This is a genomic window from Streptomyces sp. NPDC058279 (assembly GCF_042881255.1).
Taxonomy (GTDB): domain Bacteria; phylum Actinomycetota; class Actinomycetes; order Streptomycetales; family Streptomycetaceae; genus Streptomyces.
Window position 1 is genome coordinate 261895 of record NZ_JBHVYA010000006.1, and the last position, 18851, is coordinate 280745.

At 72.3% G+C, this 18851-nt stretch carries 14 protein-coding genes and 1 riboswitch; of the genes, 6 read left to right on the forward strand and 8 right to left on the reverse strand.

Annotation, left to right across the window (positions count from 1 at the left end; translation table 11 throughout):
• The first annotated feature begins 159 nt into the window (after window positions 1–159).
• Window positions 160–441 carry an HPr family phosphocarrier protein gene (locus ACFVXJ_RS14860; RefSeq protein WP_073909810.1) on the forward strand — a complete coding sequence of 94 codons (282 nt, stop codon included), beginning with the start codon at window positions 160–162 and terminating at the stop codon, window positions 439–441.
• Window positions 442–678: 237 nt separating this feature from the next.
• Here ACFVXJ_RS14860 and ACFVXJ_RS14865 read toward each other — a convergent pair whose 3' ends face one another.
• From ACFVXJ_RS14865 to ACFVXJ_RS14880, 4 genes are all read right to left on the reverse strand, one after another.
• Window positions 679–1344: a GntR family transcriptional regulator gene (locus tag ACFVXJ_RS14865; RefSeq protein WP_389662099.1), complete on the reverse strand. Its 666-nt coding sequence runs from the start codon at window positions 1342–1344 to the stop codon at window positions 679–681.
• 247 nt (window positions 1345–1591) lie between these two features.
• Complete coding sequence (locus ACFVXJ_RS14870) at window positions 1592–2389, reverse strand: M23 family metallopeptidase (RefSeq protein ID WP_389662100.1); 798 nt, start codon at window positions 2387–2389, stop codon at window positions 1592–1594.
• A 12-nt stretch (window positions 2390–2401) separates the two neighbouring features.
• A riboswitch (cyclic di-AMP (ydaO/yuaA leader) is annotated at window positions 2402–2560 on the reverse strand.
• A 199-nt stretch (window positions 2561–2759) separates the two neighbouring features.
• Window positions 2760–4127, reverse strand: coding sequence for a M16 family metallopeptidase (locus ACFVXJ_RS14875; protein WP_389662183.1), 1368 nt, complete (start codon window positions 4125–4127; stop codon window positions 2760–2762).
• 20 nt (window positions 4128–4147) lie between these two features.
• The gene (locus ACFVXJ_RS14880; protein ID WP_389662101.1) at window positions 4148–5518 is read right to left on the reverse strand and encodes a M16 family metallopeptidase; all 1371 of its coding nucleotides are present in this window, start codon (window positions 5516–5518) and stop codon (window positions 4148–4150) included.
• Window positions 5519–5894: 376 nt separating this feature from the next.
• Between ACFVXJ_RS14880 and ACFVXJ_RS14885 the strand changes: the two genes are divergently transcribed.
• Window positions 5895–8351, forward strand: coding sequence for a DNA topoisomerase (ATP-hydrolyzing) subunit A (locus tag ACFVXJ_RS14885; RefSeq protein WP_389662102.1), 2457 nt, complete (start codon window positions 5895–5897; stop codon window positions 8349–8351).
• Window positions 8352–8453: 102 nt separating this feature from the next.
• Entirely contained in the window at window positions 8454–10580 is a 2127-nt protein-coding gene (locus ACFVXJ_RS14890; RefSeq protein ID WP_389662103.1) for a restriction endonuclease, read from the forward strand.
• Here the strand turns inward: ACFVXJ_RS14890 and ACFVXJ_RS14895 are convergent.
• Window positions 10577–11749: a CobW family GTP-binding protein gene (locus tag ACFVXJ_RS14895; RefSeq protein WP_389662104.1), complete on the reverse strand. Its 1173-nt coding sequence runs from the start codon at window positions 11747–11749 to the stop codon at window positions 10577–10579. The genes ACFVXJ_RS14890 and ACFVXJ_RS14895 overlap by 4 nt on opposite strands.
• Window positions 11750–11763: 14 nt before the next feature.
• Window positions 11764–12915 carry a citrate synthase/methylcitrate synthase gene (locus ACFVXJ_RS14900; protein WP_389662105.1) on the reverse strand — a complete coding sequence of 384 codons (1152 nt, stop codon included), beginning with the start codon at window positions 12913–12915 and terminating at the stop codon, window positions 11764–11766.
• Window positions 12916–12985: 70 nt separating this feature from the next.
• On the opposite strand from ACFVXJ_RS14900, the gene ACFVXJ_RS14905 reads away from it, so the two are divergent.
• From ACFVXJ_RS14905 to ACFVXJ_RS14915, 3 genes are all read left to right on the forward strand, one after another.
• Complete coding sequence (locus tag ACFVXJ_RS14905) at window positions 12986–14233, forward strand: citrate synthase (RefSeq protein ID WP_389662106.1); 1248 nt, start codon at window positions 12986–12988, stop codon at window positions 14231–14233.
• Window positions 14234–14376: 143 nt separating this feature from the next.
• Window positions 14377–15993, forward strand: a complete 1617-nt coding sequence (locus ACFVXJ_RS14910) for an ATP-binding protein (protein ID WP_389662107.1) — start codon at window positions 14377–14379, stop codon at window positions 15991–15993.
• Window positions 15990–16697: a response regulator gene (locus ACFVXJ_RS14915; protein ID WP_389662108.1), complete on the forward strand. Its 708-nt coding sequence runs from the start codon at window positions 15990–15992 to the stop codon at window positions 16695–16697. The genes ACFVXJ_RS14910 and ACFVXJ_RS14915 overlap by 4 nt, the downstream gene beginning before the upstream one ends.
• A gap of 5 nt (window positions 16698–16702) precedes the next feature.
• Here the strand turns inward: ACFVXJ_RS14915 and ACFVXJ_RS14920 are convergent, their stop codons facing one another.
• Both ACFVXJ_RS14920 and ACFVXJ_RS14925 read right to left on the reverse strand, forming a co-directional pair.
• Window positions 16703–18295, reverse strand: a complete 1593-nt coding sequence (locus ACFVXJ_RS14920; protein ID WP_389662109.1) for a cation acetate symporter — start codon at window positions 18293–18295, stop codon at window positions 16703–16705.
• Window positions 18292–18777 carry a DUF485 domain-containing protein gene (locus ACFVXJ_RS14925; RefSeq protein WP_389662110.1) on the reverse strand — a complete coding sequence of 162 codons (486 nt, stop codon included), beginning with the start codon at window positions 18775–18777 and terminating at the stop codon, window positions 18292–18294. Before ACFVXJ_RS14925 ends, ACFVXJ_RS14920 begins: the two co-directional genes overlap by 4 nt.
• Window positions 18778–18851: the final 74 nt, after the last annotated feature.

The following is an 18851-nucleotide window of genomic DNA, read 5'->3' on the forward strand; positions in this document are numbered from 1 at the left end:
CCGGGTGGCGCGTGCGCGGCGCATCAGGCACATCAGGGCCGATGCGTGCAAGCTGGGGAAGGCCGAACGGTCGTGGGCCGGGGTCGGAGGCAGGTCCCGGCATTCCGGGCGTCGTGAGAGACTGGTCTAGACAACCGCAAGAACCTGAAGGGCATCACCATGGCAGAGCGCCGCGTCAACGTCGGCTGGGCCGAGGGCCTGCACGCTCGTCCCGCCTCGATCTTCGTCCGGGCGACAACCGCTTCCGGAGTCCCGGTGACCATCGCGAAGGCCGGCGGCGACCCCGTCAACGCCGCTTCCATGCTGGCGGTCCTGGGCCTGGGCGCCCAGGGCGGCGAGGAGATCGTCCTCGCCTCCGAGGCCGAGGGCGCCGAGGCCGCGCTGGACCGCCTCGCGAAGCTCGTCGCCGAGGGCCTCGACGAGCTCCCGGAGACGGTCTGACCCCTGCGACCCTTCGGTCGTCCGTACGCGACGAAGCCGCGGCCCCCGTGAACCGGGCGCCGCGGCTTCGTCGCATTTCCACCCCGAATTCAGCTTGCGGGAAATGATCCATCCTCGCGGATCGGCCACCGCCACCGCATTCACGCCGTGCGCGCAGCGCGATAGGCCGGAATTCTCGCCCCGCGCGAGGGGCCGCCCGGGAGGCCGAATATCGCTCCCCTTTGTATACGGATCGTGTTAATACCGGCCGCCCGCCGTGTTTACGGCAGGTTGCGAAGTCCTCACCCTCGGCCGGTGGGATCCGGCCGCCCGGTCCGCGTGCAGTCCGGTCAGCGTCCGGGCGCGCTCCGCGTCGCCCCGCGCGACCGCGTCCACGATCGCGCCGTGCTCGGCCCAGGAGTCGACCGGCCGGACCGGGGCCGTCACCACGTACATCCAGGCGATCTTGTGCCGGGTCTGGGTCAGCACGGAGATCAGCCCGGGGCTGGCGGACGCCTGGGCGAGCGTCTCGTGGAACCAGCCGCCCAGGGCGCGCAGATCCTCGCCCCGGCCGCTCCTGGCCCGTTCCTGGCCCAGCCTGACCAGCCCGCGCAGCACTTTGAGGTGGCCCTCGGTGCGCCGGCGGGCGGCCCTGGCGGCGGCGAGCGGCTCCAGGACCGCCCGCAGCTCCAGCAGGTCCGCCGCCTCCTGTTCGGTGGGCTCGGCGACGCAGGCCCCCGCGTGCCGACGGGTGGTGACGAACCCCTCCGCCTCCAGGGTGCGCAGCGCCTCGCGGACGGGGACGCGCGAGACTCCGTACCGGCGGGCGAGGACCTCTTCGGTCAGTCTGCCGCCCGGTTCGAAGACCCCGGAGACGATGTCGTCACGAATTGCTGTGCATACCGCGTGCGCAGGAATACGCAAGACCGGACTCCGCTCTCATTCCGACTGCCGTTATCGGCGCTGCCGCCACGACCGTACTGCGACTCTATTGCAACACGCGACGATTTCCGAGGGCGGCCGGAAATACGAAACATTCGCCGGGGGCGAAGAGGTGCGGCGACACACGTCGAAGGCCCCGGCTCGGTGAGCCGGGGCCTTCGACGGAAGTGGTGCGGACGTACGTCGGGCCGCTCGTACTTCGGCGCTCGACGTCGGGCCGGTCGTACGGTCAGACGTTGACGCCGTGCGAGCGCAGGTACGCCACAGGGTCGATGTCCGTGCCGTACGTGGCGCCGGTGCGGGCCTCGAAGTGCAGGTGCGGGCCGCTGGAGTTGCCCGTGGAGCCCGAGATGCCGATCTGCTGGCCGGCGGTGACCTGCTGGCCGACGGAGACGCTCAGCGAGTTCATGTGTCCGTACTGCGTGTACGTGCCGTCGTTGTGCCGGATGACGACGTTGTTGCCGTACGCGCCGCCCCAGCCCGCCTCGACGACGGTGCCCGCGCCCACGGCGTGGACGGTGGTGCCCTCGGCGGCGTGGAAGTCGATGCCCGTGTGGCTGCCGGAGGACCACATGCCGCCGCCCGCCTTGTACTGCGTGCTGACGTACGAGCCCTCGATCGGGGCGACGAAGGTGTTGAGGCGCTTGCGCTCCTCCTCGCGGGCCGCGCGCTCGGCGGCGTCCCGCTCGGCCTTCGCCTTGGCCTCCGCGAGGCGCTTGGCCTCGGCGGCGTGCGTCTTGGCGTCGGCCTCGGCCTGCGCCTTGGCTGCGGTGGCCTCGGCCGCCCGCTGCTGGGACTCGGCCTGGTTCTGGATCTCGCTCTGGAGCTCGTCGGCGACGACGACGGCGCTGAGGCCGGTGTCCTCCATCGAGGGGGCCGCGGCCTTGTCCGCGGCGAACGCGGGACCGGCCAGGGTGCCGACGACGCCCGTGGTGGCGAGGGCGGCTATGCCGGCGTAACCGGCGGTCTTGCGGCTCAGACGGCTGGAACCACGGTGCTTACCGGCGGCACGACTGCCAAACGCCATGAAGGGTTTGATCCTTTCCTTCCCTCTCGCCTACCGGGTTAGCTGACGGGTTCGGAGCAGGAAGGTCTCCTACGGGCCCCTCTTGCGAGGTGGTCCGATTCACCCCAGGGACGCATGTGGGTCCCCGGCTCCCCAGGCTCGCGCCTGACGGGGACTCGGCGATCGCTGCCCGGTGCCGCGGGTGCGGCGGGCACAACTGACGGACAGCACGCCCGACGCTAGGCGGATCTTCAGTCAATCTCCAAACAGACGCGCGCTTTTGTTACCTACGCCACACCGCATACGAACAACCGCACCACCAAACAGGCAAAAGGGACTCCGGCCGCCAAACCGCCGGAGCCCCTCGCGCCAAGAGGCGAGTAAAGCCAGGTCAGTTGGTGACGACGGTGACCTCACCGATCCCGAGGGCCCGTACGGGCTCCGCGATCTGGGCCGCGTCGCCCACCAGGACCGTGACCAGCCGGTCCACCGGGAACGCGGCGACGACCGCCGAGGTCGCCTCCACCGTGCCGGTCGCGGCGAGCTGCGCGTACAGCCGCGCCTGGTAGTCGTCCGGGAGTTCCTGCTCCACCTGGTCGGCGAGCGTGCCCGCGACCGAGGCCGCCGTCTCGAACTTCAGCGGGGCCACGCCCACCAAGTTCTGTACGGCGACGTCCCGTTCGACGTCGGTCAGACCGCCCTCCGCGAGGGTGCGCAGCACCGTCCAGAGGTCGTCCAGCGCCGGACCGGTGTTGGGCGTGTCCACCGAGCCGCTGATGGCGAGCATCGAGGCGCCCTTGCCGTCGGCGGTGGAGCGCAGCACCTGGCCGAACGCGCGCACCCCGTAGGTGTAGCCCTTCTCCTCGCGCAGCACCTTGTCCAGCCGCGAGGTGAGGGTGCCGCCCAGGCAGTACGTGCCGAGCACCTGGGCCGCCCAGACCCGGTCGTGCCGGTCCGGGCCGATGCGGCCGATCAGCAGCTGCGTCTGGACCGCGCCCGGCCGGTCCACGATGATCACGCGACCGGTGTCGTCGGCCGTCACCGGGGGGACGGGCAGCGGCTCGGCGTTGCCGCCGGTCCAACCGCCCAGGGTGTCCGCGAGGACCGCGTCCAGGTCGATGCCGGTCAGGTCGCCGACGACCACCGCGGTGGCGGTGGAGGGGCGCACGTGGGCCTCGTAGAAGGCCCGTACGGCGGCGGAGTCGATCCGGGCCACCGTCTCCTCGGTGCCCTGGCGGGGCCGGGACATCCGCAGTGCGGACGGGAAGAGCTCCTTGGAGAGCTCCTTCGCGGCGCGGCGCTGGGGGTTGGCCAACTCGTGCGGGATCTCGTCGAGCCGGTTGCGCACCAGTCGGTCGACCTCGCCGTCCGCGAAGGCGGGGGCCCGCAACGCCTCGGCGACCAGGCCGAGGGCCTTCGCCAGGCGGGAGGCCGGGACCTCCAGGGAGACCCGGACGCCCGGGTGGTCGGCGTGCGCGTCGAGGGTGGCGCCACAGCGCTCCAGCTCGGCGGCGAACTCCTCGGCGGAGTGCTTGTCGGTGCCCTCCGACAGGGCGCGGGCCATGATGGTGGCCACGCCGTCCAGGCCCTCGGGCTCCGCGTCCAGCGGTGCGGCGAGGTTGATCTCGACGGCGATGACCTGCTGCCCCGGGCGGTGGCAGCGCAGCACGGTCAGGCCGTTGGGCAGCGCGCCGCGCTCGGGGGCCGGGAAGGCCCAGGGCTTGGCCTCGCCGGCCTGCGGCTGCGGGTGGAGGGTCATCGTGACGGCTGCGGTGTCGCTCACTGCTCCGCCCCTTCGTTCTGGGTGTCGTCGATCTCGTCGGACTCGTCGGACGCGTCGGACTCTCCGCTGAGCGGCTCGTACACGAGCACCGCGCGGTTGTCGGGCCGCAGCCGGGCCGCGGCGACGGCCTGCACTTCCTCGGCGGTGACGTCGAGGACGCGCCCGACCGCGGTCAGGGCGAGCTGCGGGTCGCCGAACAGGACCGCGAAGCGGCACAGTTCGTCGGCGCGGCCGGCCACCGTGCTCAGCCGGTCCAGCCACTCGCGCTCCAGCTGCGCCTGGGCCCGCTCCATCTCCTCGGCCGTCGGGCCCTCGGCGGCGAACCGCGCGAGCTCCTCGTCCACGGCCGCCTCGATGGCGGGCACCTCGACCCCGCTGGAGGTCTTCACGTCCAGCCAGCCCAGCGAGGGCGCGCCCGCGAGGCGCAGCAGGCCGAAGCCCGCCGCGACGGCGCTCTGGTCGCGCCGGACCAGGCGGTTGTGGAGGCGGGAGGACTCGCCGCCGCCGAGGATGGTCAACGCCACGTCGGCGGCGTCGCACTCGCGGGTGCCGTCGTGCGGAAGCCGGTAGGCGGCCATCAGCGCGCGGGCCGGGACCTCCTCGACGATCTCCTCGCGGAGCTGGCCGCCCATGACCTCGGGCAGCGAGCCGTCACGCGGCGGCTGCTTGCCGTCGTGGGCGGGGATGGTGCCGAAGTACTTCTCCACCCAGGCGAGCGTCTGCTCGGGGTCGATGTCGCCGACGACCGACAGGACGGCGTTGTTCGGCGCGTAGTACGTACGGAAGAACGCGCGGGCGTCCTCCAGGGACGCGGCGTCCAGGTCGGCCATCGAGCCGATGGGCGTGTGGTGGTACGGGTGGCCCTCGGGGTAGGCGAGGGCGGTCAGCTTCTCGAACGCCGTGCCGTACGGGACGTTGTCGTACCGCTGGCGGCGCTCGTTCTTGACGACGTCGCGCTGGTTCTCCATGGACTCCTCGTCCAGGGCGGCCAGCAGCGAGCCCATGCGGTCCGCCTCCAGCCACAGCGCGAGCTCCAGCTGATGGGCGGGCATCGTCTCGAAGTAGTTGGTGCGCTCGAAGCTGGTGGTGCCGTTGAGCGAACCGCCGGCGCCCTGGACGAGCTCGAAGTGCCCGTTGCCCGGTACGCTCGCCGAGCCCTGGAACATCAGGTGCTCGAAGAGGTGAGCCAGACCGGTCCGCCCCTTGACTTCGTGGCGGGAGCCGACGTCGTACCAGAGGCAGACGGCGGCGACCGGAGTCAGGTGATCCTCGGAAAGCACCACGCGCAGGCCGTTGGCCAGCCGGTGCTCGGTCGCTGTCAGGCCGCCGGAGCCGGCCTGAGCTGTGGCCGTGTGACCCATGGGCATGTGGTCCCTTCGATCGCGATGCAGAGATTTCTGTCAGACCTGCCACTGTATGCAAGCGCGTCGGCGACCGGAGAAGTTCCCGGGTTCCCCACGACTCCGTCCGGGGGCACCCCGGGGTCGGAGTCGGCGTTGTCGGTGCCACGGGCCACAATGGTCCGCGTCAGCACCGGCCGAAACCGGTCGGCCGCCCGGCCGGACCCCTCGGCCGGACCGACAGACCCGATACGTACCCGCCGGACCGATCACCACCAGAGCCCGACCGTCACACCGCCCGACCGCCCGACCGTCAGCCGACACACCGACCGACCGCGCACAGACCGACCGCCACACCGTCAGACCCCGAGCACACCTTTCTTGGTTAAGGAGCCGCGCAGCGATGGCCCGCCGCAGCACGAAGACCCCGCCGCCGGAGGATTTCGAGGAGAAGATCCTCGACATCGACGTCGTCGACGAAATGCAGGGCTCCTTCCTCGAGTACGCGTACTCGGTGATCTACTCCCGTGCCCTGCCGGACGCCCGTGACGGCATGAAGCCGGTGCACCGCCGCATCGTCTACCAGATGAACGAGATGGGCCTGCGCCCCGACCGGGGGTACGTGAAGTGCGCCCGTGTCGTGGGCGAGGTCATGGGCAAGCTGCACCCGCACGGTGACGCGTCGATCTACGACGCCCTCGTGCGCATGGCGCAGCCCTTCTCGATGCGGCTGCCGCTGGTCGACGGCCACGGCAACTTCGGTTCGCTCGGCAACGACGACCCGCCGGCCGCCATGCGTTACACCGAGTGCAAGATGGCCGACGCCACGTCACTGATGACGGAGTCGATCGACGAGGACACCGTCGACTTCACCGCCAACTACGACGGCCAGGAGCGGGAACCGGTGGCGCTGCCCGCCGCCTACCCGAACCTGCTGGTCAACGGCGCCTCCGGGATCGCGGTCGGCATGGCCACCAACATGCCGCCGCACAACCTGGGCGAGGTCATCGCCGCCGCCCGGCACTTGATCCGCTACCCGCAGGCGGACCTGGAGGCGCTGATGCGCTTCGTGCCGGGGCCCGACCTGCCGACCGGCGGACGGATCGTGGGCCTGTCCGGCATCAAGGACGCCTACGAGAACGGCCGCGGGACGTTCAAGATCCGCGCGACGGTGGCCGTGGAGAACGTGACCGCCCGCCGCAAGGGCCTGGTCGTCACCGAACTGCCCTTCACGGTCGGCCCCGAGAAGGTCATCGCGAAGATCAAGGACCTGGTCGGCTCGAAGAAGCTCCAGGGCATCGCCGACGTCAAGGACCTCACCGACCGCTCCCACGGCCTGCGCCTGGTCATCGAGATCAAGAACGGTTTCCACCCCGAGGCCGTGCTGGAACAGCTCTACAAGCTGACGCCGATGGAGGAGTCCTTCGGCATCAACAACGTCGCGCTGGTCGACGGGCAGCCGCTGACGCTCGGCCTCAAGGAACTCCTGGAGGTCTACCTCGACCACCGCTTCGAGGTCGTCCGGCGGCGCAGCGAGTTCCGTCGGGGCAAGCGGCGCGACCGCCTGCACCTGGTCGAGGGCCTGCTGGTGGCCCTCATCGACATCGACGAGGTCATCCGGATCATCCGGGACAGCGACAACTCCGCGCAGGCCAAGGAGCGGCTGATCGAGCGCTTCTCGCTGAGCGAGGTCCAGACCCAGTACATCCTGGACACCCCGCTGCGCCGACTCACCCGCTTCGACCGGATCGAGCTGGAGTCCGAGCGCGACCGGCTGACCGGCGAGATCGACGAGCTGACCGGGATCCTCGAGTCCGACAGCGAGCTGCGCAAGCTCGTCTCCGCCGAACTGGCCGCGGTCGCGAAGAAGTTCTCCACCGAGCGGCGTACGGTCCTGCTGGAGTCCGGGGCCACGGCGGTCGGGGCGGTTCCGCTGGAAGTCGCGGACGACCCCTGCCGGGTGCTGCTGTCCTCGACCGGCCTGCTCGCGCGGACGGTGACCGCCGAACCGCTGCCGCCGGCGGAGGACGGCCCCCGCGCCAAGCACGACCTGATCGTCTCGCAGGTCACCGCCACGGCCCGGGCCGAGGTCGGCGTGGTCACGTCCTACGGACGGCTGCTGCGGCTGTCGGTGATCGACCTGCCGCAGCTGCCGGACACCCACACCGCGCCGAACCTGGCCGGAGGCGCCCCGGTCACCGAGTTCCTGTCGGGCCTGGAGGCGGACGAGCAGGTGGTCTGCCTGCTGTCGCTGGACGAGTCCTCCCAGGGCCTGGCGCTGGGCACCGAGCAGGGCGTGGTCAAGCGGGTGGTGCCGGACTACCCGGCGAACAAGGACGAGCTGGAGGTCATCACCCTCAAGGAGGGTGACCGGATCGTCGGCGCGGTCGAGCTGTGCACGGGCGAGGAGGACCTGGTCTTCATCACCGACGACGCCCAGCTGCTGCGCTACCCGGCGGCCCAGGTGCGTCCGCAGGGCCGCCCGGCGGGCGGTATGGCGGGCATCAAGCTCTCCGAAGGCGCCAAGGTGATCCACTTCTCGGCGGTGGACCCGGGGCGCGAGGCCATGGTGTTCACCGTGGCCGGCTCCCAGGGCACGCTCGACGACTCGGTCGTCTCCGGGAAGCTGACCCCGTTCGACCAGTACCCGAGGAAGGGCAGGGCCACCGGCGGGGTGCGCTGCCAGCGGTTCCTCAAGGGCGAGGACGTGCTGACGCTGGCCTGGGCGGGCAATGCCCCGGTCCGCGCGGCGACGGCCGGCGGCGCGCCGGCCGAGCTGCCGGCCGTCGACCCGCGCCGGGACGGCTCCGGCACGGCGCTGCCCGCCGCGGTCGCGGCCCTGGCCGGCGGCGCGCTGTAACGGAAGCGGTCGGTTCGGGTGGTGCGGAGGGGGGACGTACCACCCGAATGCCGACTAGTGTTTTCCCGTTGATGCTTGTGTGGTGGGGGCGGGGGAATGCTGATGAGCCGTCAGTCGGGTGGGATGATCGGCGACTGGGCCGAGGCTCAGCGCAGGCAGCAGCGGACGCAGTTGATCCAGCAGCGCGAGGCGGAGCGCCGTCGACGGGCGTGGGACCGGGACGTGAGCCGGGGCGAGCGCGAGCAGCAGGCCGCCTACCGGCAGCATCGCGAAGTCGAGGCGCGGCGCCGCACGGAGAGCATCGAGGCCGAGGTCGCGGCGCTGCGGAACCTGCTTGCCGCGGGCTGTAGAGCGACGGCGTTCCGGATGGCCTCGCTGGTGCGGAGCGAGGTGCTCGAACCGTTCCGTCCCGGTCCCCTGGCCCACCCGGTGGCGATACCCCGCATCGAGCAGTTCCAGCAGCAGAGCAGTGGCATGGCGCTGGGCTCCTTTCGGCGGGTGCAGGCGGAACGCGAGGAGCAGGCCCAGTACGCGCGGGCCCGACAGAAGGCTCAGGCGGCGGAGACGCGGCGCCAACAGCAGCTCGCCGAGAACCGGCGGCAGTACGACGCCTGGGCGGCGGCGCAGCTGGCCGCGATCCGTGCGCACAACCGCGGGCTGGACGAGCTGGCCGCCGCCCTGCGCGCCGGCGACGCCGAAGCCGCGGTCGAGTACTTCTCGGCCGCCCTGTACGCCTCCGCCGCCTGGCCCGATCAACTGCCGAGGCAGGTGTCCGCGGCGTACGACCGGGGCGCCCGCCAGCTCGTACTGGACTGGGAGCTGCCGCGCTACGAGGTGGTTCCGCAGACCAAGGCGGTCCGGTACGTGCCGAGTACGGACCAGGACAAGGAGACGGCCCGGCCGGTCACCCAGCGGCGGGCGCTGTACCGGGACCTGCTGGCCCAGTGCGTGCTGCTGGTGCTGCGCGAGTTGTACGCGGCGGACGAGTTCTGCGCGCTGGACTCGGTGGTGGTCAACGGGTTCGTGGACGACCACGATCCGGTGACCGGGCGGGAGGCGCAGATCGTCCTGGCCACCGTGCGGGCCGAGCGCGACGCCTTCGCCGGCTTGCGCCTGGAGCAGGTGAGCGCGGTGGACTGTCTGATCGACGGTTTGGGCGGGCAGTTGTCGGCCCGGCCGGACCAGCCCGCGGGGATACGGCCGGGGCGCAGGCCCGGCGAGGTCGGAGGTGTGGTCAGCCACGGCGGGCACGCGGGCGACGGCGAGGAGGAGCCCGACCTGTTCACGATGGACCCGATCGCCTTCGAGAACCTGGTCGCCGAACTGTTCCGGGCGATGGGCATGGAAGCGGTGACCACACAGCGGTCGGGTGACGGCGGTGTGGACGTGGAGGCGCTGGACCCGACGCCGATCCGGGGCGGGCGGATCGTCGTCCAGGTCAAGCGCTACCGGAACACGGTCCCGCCGACGGCGGTGCGGGACTTGTACGGCACGGTGCAGGACAGGGGGGCGAACAAGGGGGTGCTGGTCACCACCGCGTCCTTCGGGCCGGGGTCGTACACCTTTGCCAACGGCAAGCCGCTGGAGTTGGTTCCCGGGACCGAGCTCGTGGCGTTGCTGCACCAGCACGGTCTACGGGGGCGTCTGGGTGACGGCGGCGGGGCCACGGCGCGGGTGGCGGCCGAGCCCGCATCGGCCTCCTCCTCCGCGTCCCCGGGCCCATCCGCGCCGACGGGCGACCCGGCGGCGTACAACGTCCTCGGCATGTCCTGGTCGGGCGCCGTCGCACTCGATGTCTGCGCGCTGGTCTGCGCGGGCGGCCGGGTGCTGAGCGAGGACCACTTCGTCTTCTTCAACAACCGTCGGACCCCGGACGGCTCCGTCCGGACCGGAGCGCACACCGCGCCCGACAAGGCCGCGGTGGAGGTCGACTTCGACGCCCTGCCGGAGCGCGCCGACCGGCTGGTGCTCGTCGCCGCGATCGACCCCGAGGTCGATCCGCACGCCGATCTCGCCGGCTTCACCGAGGCCCGCATCCGGCTCCTCGACGCCGCCGGGCAGGAACTCGACCAGTTGGAGGTCTCCGACGGCCGGGCGGGGGAGACCGCTCTGGTGCTCGGCTCCTTCCGCCGCCGTCCGGGCGGCGACTGGAAGTTCGTGATCGGCGGCAAGGGCTACCGGGGTGGTCTGGAAGCCCTCCTGGGCGAGTTCGGCATCGAGGTCGCCTAACCCGCCTCCGCCTCCTCGTCCGGGTCCGCGTCCGCGTCCGGGTCCGCGTCCGGGTGGTCTTCGACGTCGTCGTGCCGCGCGGGCCGGGCGACGTACCGCAGGACGCCCCACATGCTCTCGGGGTTCACCCGCCGCGGCTCCGGCTCGCGGCACGCCTCCAGTTCGCGGAGGAGCGCGCCGGCGTCCATGTCGGACCCGATCAGGACGAGCCGGGTCAGCCGCGGCTCGCCCGGTTCCCAGGGGGCGGTGGCGAAGCGGAGGAAGCGGCCCACCGCCTGGATCTCGTAGCGTTCCTCGTGCCCGGGGACGCCGAAGTGGACGAAGCCCTTGATCCGGTAGAGACCGGCCGGCCGGCTGTCGAGGAAGTCCATGAACCGGCGCGGGTGCACGGGCTGTTCGGAGACGAACTCCACGCTTTCGTAGGAGGCGTGCACGTGCCTGGCGTGCGCGTCCCCCTCGTGGCCGTCCGCGTCCGCCGCGTCCCCCGCCAGCAGGTCCTCGAAGGAGAGCTGCCCCCGCGTCTCGCTCCAGGGACGGCGGTCGAAGAGCAGTTCGGGGTCGATCCGGCCGTGGTCGACGGCCACCACCGGGGTGCCGGGCGCGCAGAGCGTGCCCAACCCGATCTCGACGCGGGAGCGCTCGGCTGCGTCGATCCGGTCGGTCTTGTTGAGGACCACCAGGTCCGCGACCCCGAGATGGCGGTCGATCTCGGGGTGCTTCGCCCGCGTCGCCCCGAACTCCGCCGCGTCCACGACCTCCACCGTCCCGCCGTACCGGATCGCCGGGTTCTCGCAGGCCATCAGCATCCGGATCAGTTCCTGCGGTTCAGCCAGCCCGCTCGCTTCGATGACGATGACGTCGATCCGGTGGGCGGGCGCGGAGAGCTTCTCCAGGTACGCGTCCAGCTCGCTTCCGTCGACCGCGCAGCACAGGCAGCCGCCCCCGAGGGAAACCATCGAGTCGCCGAGTTGTCCGGCGACCGCCATCGCGTCGATCTCGATCGCGCCGAAGTCGTTGACGACGACTCCGACGCGGGTGCCGCCGCGGTGCGCGAGGAGATGGTTGAGCAAGGTCGTCTTGCCGGATCCGAGGAATCCGGCGAGGACCACCACGGGGATGGTGGGAACGCTGCGGCCGGGCTGACCGCCGGTCGGTGATGTCGGGTGCACCCGACCGATCGTAGTCAGTCGAGCGTGGGAACCGGCTCGGGCGGGGTGGGTCCGCTGTAGCGGGCGGCCGGGCGGATGATCTTCGAGTCGGCGGCCTGTTCGAGGATGTTAGCGCTCCAGCCGACCACCCGGGCCGCGCAGAACGTCGGGGTGAACATCTCGCGTGGCAGCCCGCACAGTTCCATGACCACGCCCGCGTAGAACTCCACGTTCGTGTGCAGCTCCCGGCCCGGCTTGAGTTCGGCGAGGATCTGCTCGACGTGCCGTTCGACCTCGATGGCGAAGTCCACGAGGGGGCCGCCGAACTGCCGGGCGATGTCACGCAGCATCCGGGAGCGGGGGTCCTCGGTGCGGTACACGGGGTGGCCGAAGCCCATGATCCGGTCCCCGGCGAGCACGCGTTCGCGGATCCACGGATCGATGCGGTCCGCCGTGCCGATCGCGTCCAGGGTGTCCAGGGCCCGGCTCGGGGCGCCGCCGTGCAGCGGCCCGGACAGCGCCCCGATCGCCCCGGTCAGACAGGCCGCGACGTCCGCGCCGGTGGAGGCGATGACGCGGGCGGTGAAGGTGGAGGCGTTGAAGCCGTGGTCGATGGTGGAGATCAGGTACTGCTCGACCGCGCGGGCCTTGGCCGGCTCGGGCTCCCGGCCGGTCAGCATGTACAGGTAGTTGGCGGCGTACGGGAGGTCGTCACGCGGGTCCACCGGCTCCAGGCCCTGTCCGAGCCGGTGCAGGGCGGTGAGCAGGGTCGGCACGGCGGCGCAGGCGGCGAGCGCGTCGGCCGCCCGGCGGTCGGGGCTCAGGTCGTAGACGGGCCGGAAGCCGGCGGAGGCGCCGAGCAGGGAGAGCGCGGTGCGCAGTCCGGCGAGCGGGCCGGAGAGAGCGGTCGCGCGGGCGAGGGCCGGCAGGGCGTCGCGTACCGCGGCCGGCAGGTGGCGCAGCGGGGCGATCTCGGCGGCGAAGGCGGCGCGCTCGGTGGCGTCCTCGGGCAGGGCGCCCCGGAACATCAGCTGCCACACGTCCTCGAAGCCGCGGCTCGTGGCGAGTTCGACGGCGGAGTACTGCCGGTAGTGGTAGAAGCCTTCGCGGCCTCGGACGTCGCCGAGCTGCGTCTCGGTGACCACGACTCCCGCGAGTCCGCGGGGTACTTCGACGGTGGAGTTCATGGATCGACCATCCATCATGGATTCAATCCCTGTCAATATTGATTGAATCAATATATGTAGGGTGTCCATCATGAACGAGCAGGCGGAAGGCGAGCGACGGCTCACCACCCGGCAGGCGGCGGAAGCACTCGGCGTGAAGCCCGCGACGGTGTACGCGTACGTGAGCCGGGGGCAGCTGACCAGCCGTCGCGATCCGGTCGGACGCGGCAGCACTTTCGACGCGCACGAGGTCGAGGCCCTGGCCCGGCGCAACCGGCGCGAGGCGGCCGGTCCGGCGCCCGCCACCGGGGAACTCTCCGTCCGGACCTCCCTCACCCTGATCGAGGACGACCGGTACTACTTTCGCGGCGTGGACGCGGTGGAGCTGGCTTCACGGCACCCCTACGAGGAGGTCGCCGAGTGGCTCTGGACGGGAACCCCGGCCCCGGGGGCCCGCTTCACCGCCCCGCCCGAGACCCTGGCCGCCGCCCGCCGCTCGGTGGCCGCGCTGCCCGAGCACAGCGGTCCCGTCGACCGCCTCCGGGTGGCGGTCGCGGCAGCGGCAGTGGTCGATCCGCTGCGCTTCGACCTGTCCGAGACCGCCGTACTGGGCTCCGCGCGCTGCCTGATCCCGACCCTGGTCGGCGCGCTCCCCGAGGTGGGCCCGGCCCAGTGGGGCGGTGACGTCCGACTGGCCCGGCGCCTGTGGTCCCGGCTCACCGCGCGGGAACCCGATCCGGACGCCCTGGCCGTGCTGGACCTGGCGCTGGCCCTGCTCGCCGACCACGACTTGGCCGCCTCGACCCTCGCCGTCCGGGTGGCGGCCTCGGCCCGGGCCCACCCGTACGCGGCGGTCTCGGCCGGACTCGGCGCGCTCGAAGGGCCCCTGCACGGAGCTGCGGGACGGCTCGCGCACCGGATGCTGGCGGAGGTCCTGGAGCGGGGTGGCGCCGCACCGGTGGTGGCGGAGTACCTGCGGTCGGGGCGCCGGGTGCCGGGCCTCGGCCACCGGCTGTACCGGGGCGAGGACCCGCGCGCGGGGGCGCTCTTCGCCCGGCTGGAGCAGCTGCCGGAGGCGTCCCGTGCGCTGGCGGCCGCCCGGGACGTGGCCGAGGTGATGGCCCGCCACGGCGCCGGGCTGTACCCCAACGTCGACTTGGCGGTGGCCGTGCTGACGGTGTCGTACGGCATGCCCGCCGAGGCCGGCGAGACGGTGTTCGCGGTGTCCCGGACGGCGGGCTGGATCGCGCACGCGCTGGAGGAGTACCAAGAGCGGCCCCTGCGCATGCGTCCGAGCGGCCACTACAACGGCCCCCGCCCGCCCCGGTCCCTGCCCTGACGGGAGGCCACGGCAGGCTCGGGCCGACCCCGCGCGCCGGTCCCACCCACGCCCCCGGCGGCGACTCCATCGCTCCGCGACGGCGCGGACCCGACGCCTCCCGAGGATTCCGCTTGGCCGAAAGCCGACCTACGGTGCTACCCATGCGGTTCCTCCCCACCTGCGCTCGGCGCCTCGGGCTGCCCAGACGGGCCGTCTCCCAGATCCTGCTGACGCAGCTCGCCATCGCGGCCGGGGTCGCGGTCCTGGCCACCGGGCTGTTCCTGGCGCCGCTCGGCGCGCAGCTCGACGACCAGGCCATGCGCCGGGCCCTCGCGATCGCCCAGAGCGCGGCGGCCGATCCCGCCCTGGCAGCGGGCCTGCTGGATTCCGCCCCGACCCCGGACGGCCCGGTGCAGGCGTCGGCCGAGCGGATCCGCCGGGCCACGGGCGCCGAGTACGTCGTCGTCGTGGACCTGAACGGCATCCGCCACTCCCACCCCAGCCCCGACCGCATCGGGCGACCGGTCTCCACCGACCCGGGTGAGGCCCTCGCGGGCCGCGAGGTCATGGAGATCGACGAGGGCACCCTGGGCCGCTCGGCTCGCGGCAAGGTCCCGCTGGTGGCCGCCGACGGGGAGATCGTCGGCGCGGTGTCGGTGGGCATCGCCTACGACAGCGTCCGGGACCGGTTGATCGGGGCCATCCCGGGTCTGCTCGCCTACGCGGGCGGCGCCCTGGCGGTCGGGGCGCTCGCCGCCTACCTGCTGTCCCGCCGGATCCAGCGCCAGACCCGCGATCTGGCCTTCTCCGACATCTCCGCCCTGCTCGCCGAGCGTGAGGCGATGCTGCACTCCATCCGCGAAGGCGTGATCGCCCTCGACCGCGACGACCGGGTCCGCCTGGTCAACGACGAAGCCGCCCGACTGCTCGGCCTCTCGCCGCACTCCGTCGACGCCCTGGCGGGGCGCGCGCTGGACGACGTACTCGGCGCGGGCCGCACCACCGATGTCCTCGCCGGCCGGGTCACCGGCCGCGACCTGCTCACGGTCCGAGGCTCCCGGGTGCTGGTCGCCAACCGGATGCCCACCGAGGACGGCGGCGCCGTCGCCACCCTGCGCGACCGCACCGAGCTGGAGCACCTGGCCCGGGAGCTCGACTCCACCCGGGGCTTGATCGAGGCCCTGCGCGCGCAGGACCACGAGCATGCCAACCGGCTCCACACCCTCCTCGGCCTGCTGGAGCTCGGCCTCCACGACGAGGCGGCGGAGTTCGTGACCGAGGTCGCCGGTGTGCACCGCAGCACCGCCGAGGAGGTCACGGAGAGGGTCCGCGATCCGCTGCTGGCGGCCCTCCTCGTGGGCAAGGGGGCGGTCGCCGCCGAGCGGGGCGTCTCCCTGCGCCTCGCCGACCGCACCTCGCTCCCGGACCGCCTCGTCGATCCGGGCGGCCTCGTCACCATCACGGGCAACCTGGTGGACAACGCCCTGGACGCGGCCGTCGGCTCGGCAGCGCCCTGGGTCGAGGTCGAGCTGCGCGCCGAAGGCCGCTCGGCGGTGCTCCACGTCCGGGACAGCGGTCCCGGCATCCCCGCCGGCCGTAGCGAGGAGATCTTCACCGAGGGCTGGTCGACCAAGCAGCCCTCCGCCCACCGCGAGCGCGGACTGGGGCTCGCTCTGGTGCGCCGCCTGGCGGAGCGGCAGGGCGGCGCGGTCCGGGCCGGCGGGACAGCGGACGGAGGGGCGGAATTCTCCGTCGTACTCCCGGAGGCCCTGCGATGAACGAGTCCCCGATGCACGTATTGGTCGTCGACGACGACGTGCGTGTTGCCCTGATCAACGCGGCGTACGTGGCGAAGGTTCCTGGGTTCCGGGTGGCCGCCCACGTCCATTCGGCGGCCGAGGCAATGGAGTTCCTGAACTGCCATCCGGTGGACCTTGTCCTCCTCGACCACTACCTTCCCGACGAGAACGGCCTGGACCTGGTGCGTCGCCTGCGCCAGCACGGCCACCGCACCGACGTCATCATGGTCACCGCCGCCCGCGACCTCGCCACCGTCCAGGCGGCGATGCGCCTCGGCGCCCTCCAATACCTCGTCAAGCCCTTCACCTTCGCCGGACTGCGCGCCCGGCTGGAGGCGTACGGAGCGCTGCGACACGCCTTGGCGGCCGGTGGCGAGGCCGAACAGGCGGAGGTGGACCGCCTCTTCGGTGCCCTCGCGGCTGCCGAGAGCCCCAACGACCTCCCCAAGGGCCACTCGCACACCACCGCCGAACTGGTCCGCCAGGTCCTGCGCACCGCCGCCGGGCCCCTGTCCACCCAGCAGATAGCCGACCGCGCGGGCATCAGCCGCCAGACCGCCCAGCGCTACCTCAAGCTGCTGGACCGCTCCGGCCGGGTCACGCTCGCCCTGCGCTACGGCGAGACCGGGCGCCCCGAACACCGCTACACCTGGCGCCCTCAGGAACCCGGCCCGGGGGCGTAACCGGGTCACACGGCGCCCGCACCGGTCAGCGACCGGACCTCCGTCTCCGCGTGCTTCGCCGCGTCCGGCGCCTCCGACGAGGTGAGCGTGCCGAGCCAGCCCGCGAGGAAGCCGAGCGGGATCGAGACGATCCCGGGGTTCTGGAGCGGGAAGTACTGGAAGTCCACCCCGGGGAACAGGGACTGTGCACTGCCGGACACCACGGGCGACAGGACGACCAACAGCACCGCCGGCACCAACCCCCCGTACACGGACCAGACCGCTCCCCGCGTGGTGAACTCGCGCCAGAACAGCGAGTACAGCAGCACGGGCAGGTTCGCGGACGCGGCCACCGCGAAGGCCAGCCCGACCAGGAACGCCACGTTCAGGTCCTGGGCCAGCAGCCCCAGAGCGATCGCCACCGCCCCGATCCCGACGGCCGCGACCTTGGCCACCGCCACCTCACCGCGCTGCCGGCCGTGGCGGCGCTTGAGCGAGGCGTACAGGTCGTGCGCCACGGAGGCCGAGGACGCGAGGGTGATCCCGGCGACCACCGCGAGGATGGTCGCGAAGGCGATCGCGGCGACGAAGGCGAACAGCACCGCGCCCCCGGTGGAATCGGTTCCCCCGCCCAGGAATCCCGCGAGCAGCGGAACCGCCGTGTTCCCGGAGGCGTTGGACGTACGGACCTGGTCGGGCCCCAGCAGCGCGGCCGCCCCGAACCCGAGCACGATGGTCATCAGGTAGAAGGCGCCGATCAGGGCGATGGCCCAGACGACGGACCGGCGTGCCGCCCGCGCCGTCGGCACGGTGTAGAAGCGGGACAGGATGTGCGGGAGACCGGCCGTGCCCAGCACGAGAGCGAGACCCAGGCTCATGAAGTCCAAGCGGGCGGTCCAGTCCGCCCCGTACTTGAGACCCGGGCTCAGGAACCGGGCGCCGTGTCCGCTGCGTTCGGCGGCGCTGGTCAGCAGTTGGTTGACGTCGCCGTGGAAGCGCAGCAGCACCAGCACGGTCAGGGTGATCGCGCCGCCCATCAGCAGCACGGCTTTGACGATCTGGATCCACGTGGTGGCCCGCATGCCGCCGAACGACACGTACACCACCATGAGCGCGCCGACGCCGATCACGGTCAGGGTCCTGGCGGCGGCGCCCGAGCCCCCGATCAGCAGCCCCACCAGACTGCCCGCGCCGACCATCTGCGCGACGAGGTACAGCACGGAGACGACGACCGAGGAGGCGCCGGCGGCGATCCGCACCGGGCGCCGGCTCATCCGGGCCGCGACCACGTCGGCGAGGGTGAAACGCCCGCAGTTGCGCACCAGTTCCGCGACGAGGAAGAGGACCACCAGCCATGCGACGAGGAACCCCACCGAATACAGCATGCCGTCGTAGCCGAACAGGGCGATGAGGCCGGAGATGCCGAGGAAGGAGGCGGCCGACATGTAGTCGCCCGCGATGGCGAACCCGTTCTCCAGCGGGGAGAAGAGCCGCCCTCCGGCGTAGAACTCCTCGGCGGAGCCGTGTCGGTTGCGGCTGACCCAGGTGGTGATGCCCAGGGTGATCGCGATGAAGACGCTGAACAGGATCAGCGCGAGGGTCTGGTGCTCGGTGCTCAACTGCCCTCCCCGTGAGCCCGGTTCCGCTCCTGGCCCCGTTCCTGCTCGAAGACCGTCCAGCGCAGATCGAGTGCGGCCCGGTCCCGGCGCAGCCGCGCGTGCCGGGCGTAGGCCCAGGTCAGGAGGAAGGTGCTGAGGAACTGGGCGAGGCCGGCGAGCAGGGCCACGTTGACGGCGCCGATGACGGGCCGGGCCATCAGATCGGGCGCCGCGGTGGCGGCGACCACGTACGCGACGTACCAGAGGAAGAAGCCGACGGTCGCGGGGACGACGAACTGCCGGTAGCGGCTTCGCACTTCCTGGAAGGCCGCGCTGCGCTGCACCTCGAGGTAGATGTCGGACGGTCCCGGCGCGGGCCGGTCACCGGCCGGCGGGCGCGCGGGATCCGTCGCGGCGCCCTCACCCCAGCCGACCGCCAACGCGTCGTACCAGGGGTCGTCCAGCCGGATCGTTCCGGCATCACGACCTTCGTGCTTGTCCACCGAACTCTCCTTGTCCGCGACCGCATTGGCCGCGCGCCACAAGGATGTGGGCAATGGGGGCTTTCCGGACTGCC

Coding starts and splice junctions, on each gene's coding strand:
- ACFVXJ_RS14860 (WP_073909810.1), top strand. CDS start 160: ATGGCAGAGCGCCGCGTCAACGTCGGCTGGGCCGAGGGCCTGCACGCT.
- ACFVXJ_RS14870 (WP_389662100.1), bottom strand. CDS start 2,389: ATGGCGTTTGGCAGTCGTGCCGCCGGTAAGCACCGTGGTTCCAGCCGT.
- ACFVXJ_RS14875 (WP_389662183.1), bottom strand. CDS start 4,127: ATGACCCTCCACCCGCAGCCGCAGGCCGGCGAGGCCAAGCCCTGGGCC.
- ACFVXJ_RS14880 (WP_389662101.1), bottom strand. CDS start 5,518: ATGCCCATGGGTCACACGGCCACAGCTCAGGCCGGCTCCGGCGGCCTG.
- ACFVXJ_RS14885 (WP_389662102.1), top strand. CDS start 5,895: ATGGCCCGCCGCAGCACGAAGACCCCGCCGCCGGAGGATTTCGAGGAG.
- ACFVXJ_RS14890 (WP_389662103.1), top strand. CDS start 8,454: ATGAGCCGTCAGTCGGGTGGGATGATCGGCGACTGGGCCGAGGCTCAG.
- ACFVXJ_RS14900 (WP_389662105.1), bottom strand. CDS start 12,915: ATGAACTCCACCGTCGAAGTACCCCGCGGACTCGCGGGAGTCGTGGTC.
- ACFVXJ_RS14905 (WP_389662106.1), top strand. CDS start 12,986: ATGAACGAGCAGGCGGAAGGCGAGCGACGGCTCACCACCCGGCAGGCG.
- ACFVXJ_RS14910 (WP_389662107.1), top strand. CDS start 14,377: ATGCGGTTCCTCCCCACCTGCGCTCGGCGCCTCGGGCTGCCCAGACGG.
- ACFVXJ_RS14915 (WP_389662108.1), top strand. CDS start 15,990: ATGAACGAGTCCCCGATGCACGTATTGGTCGTCGACGACGACGTGCGT.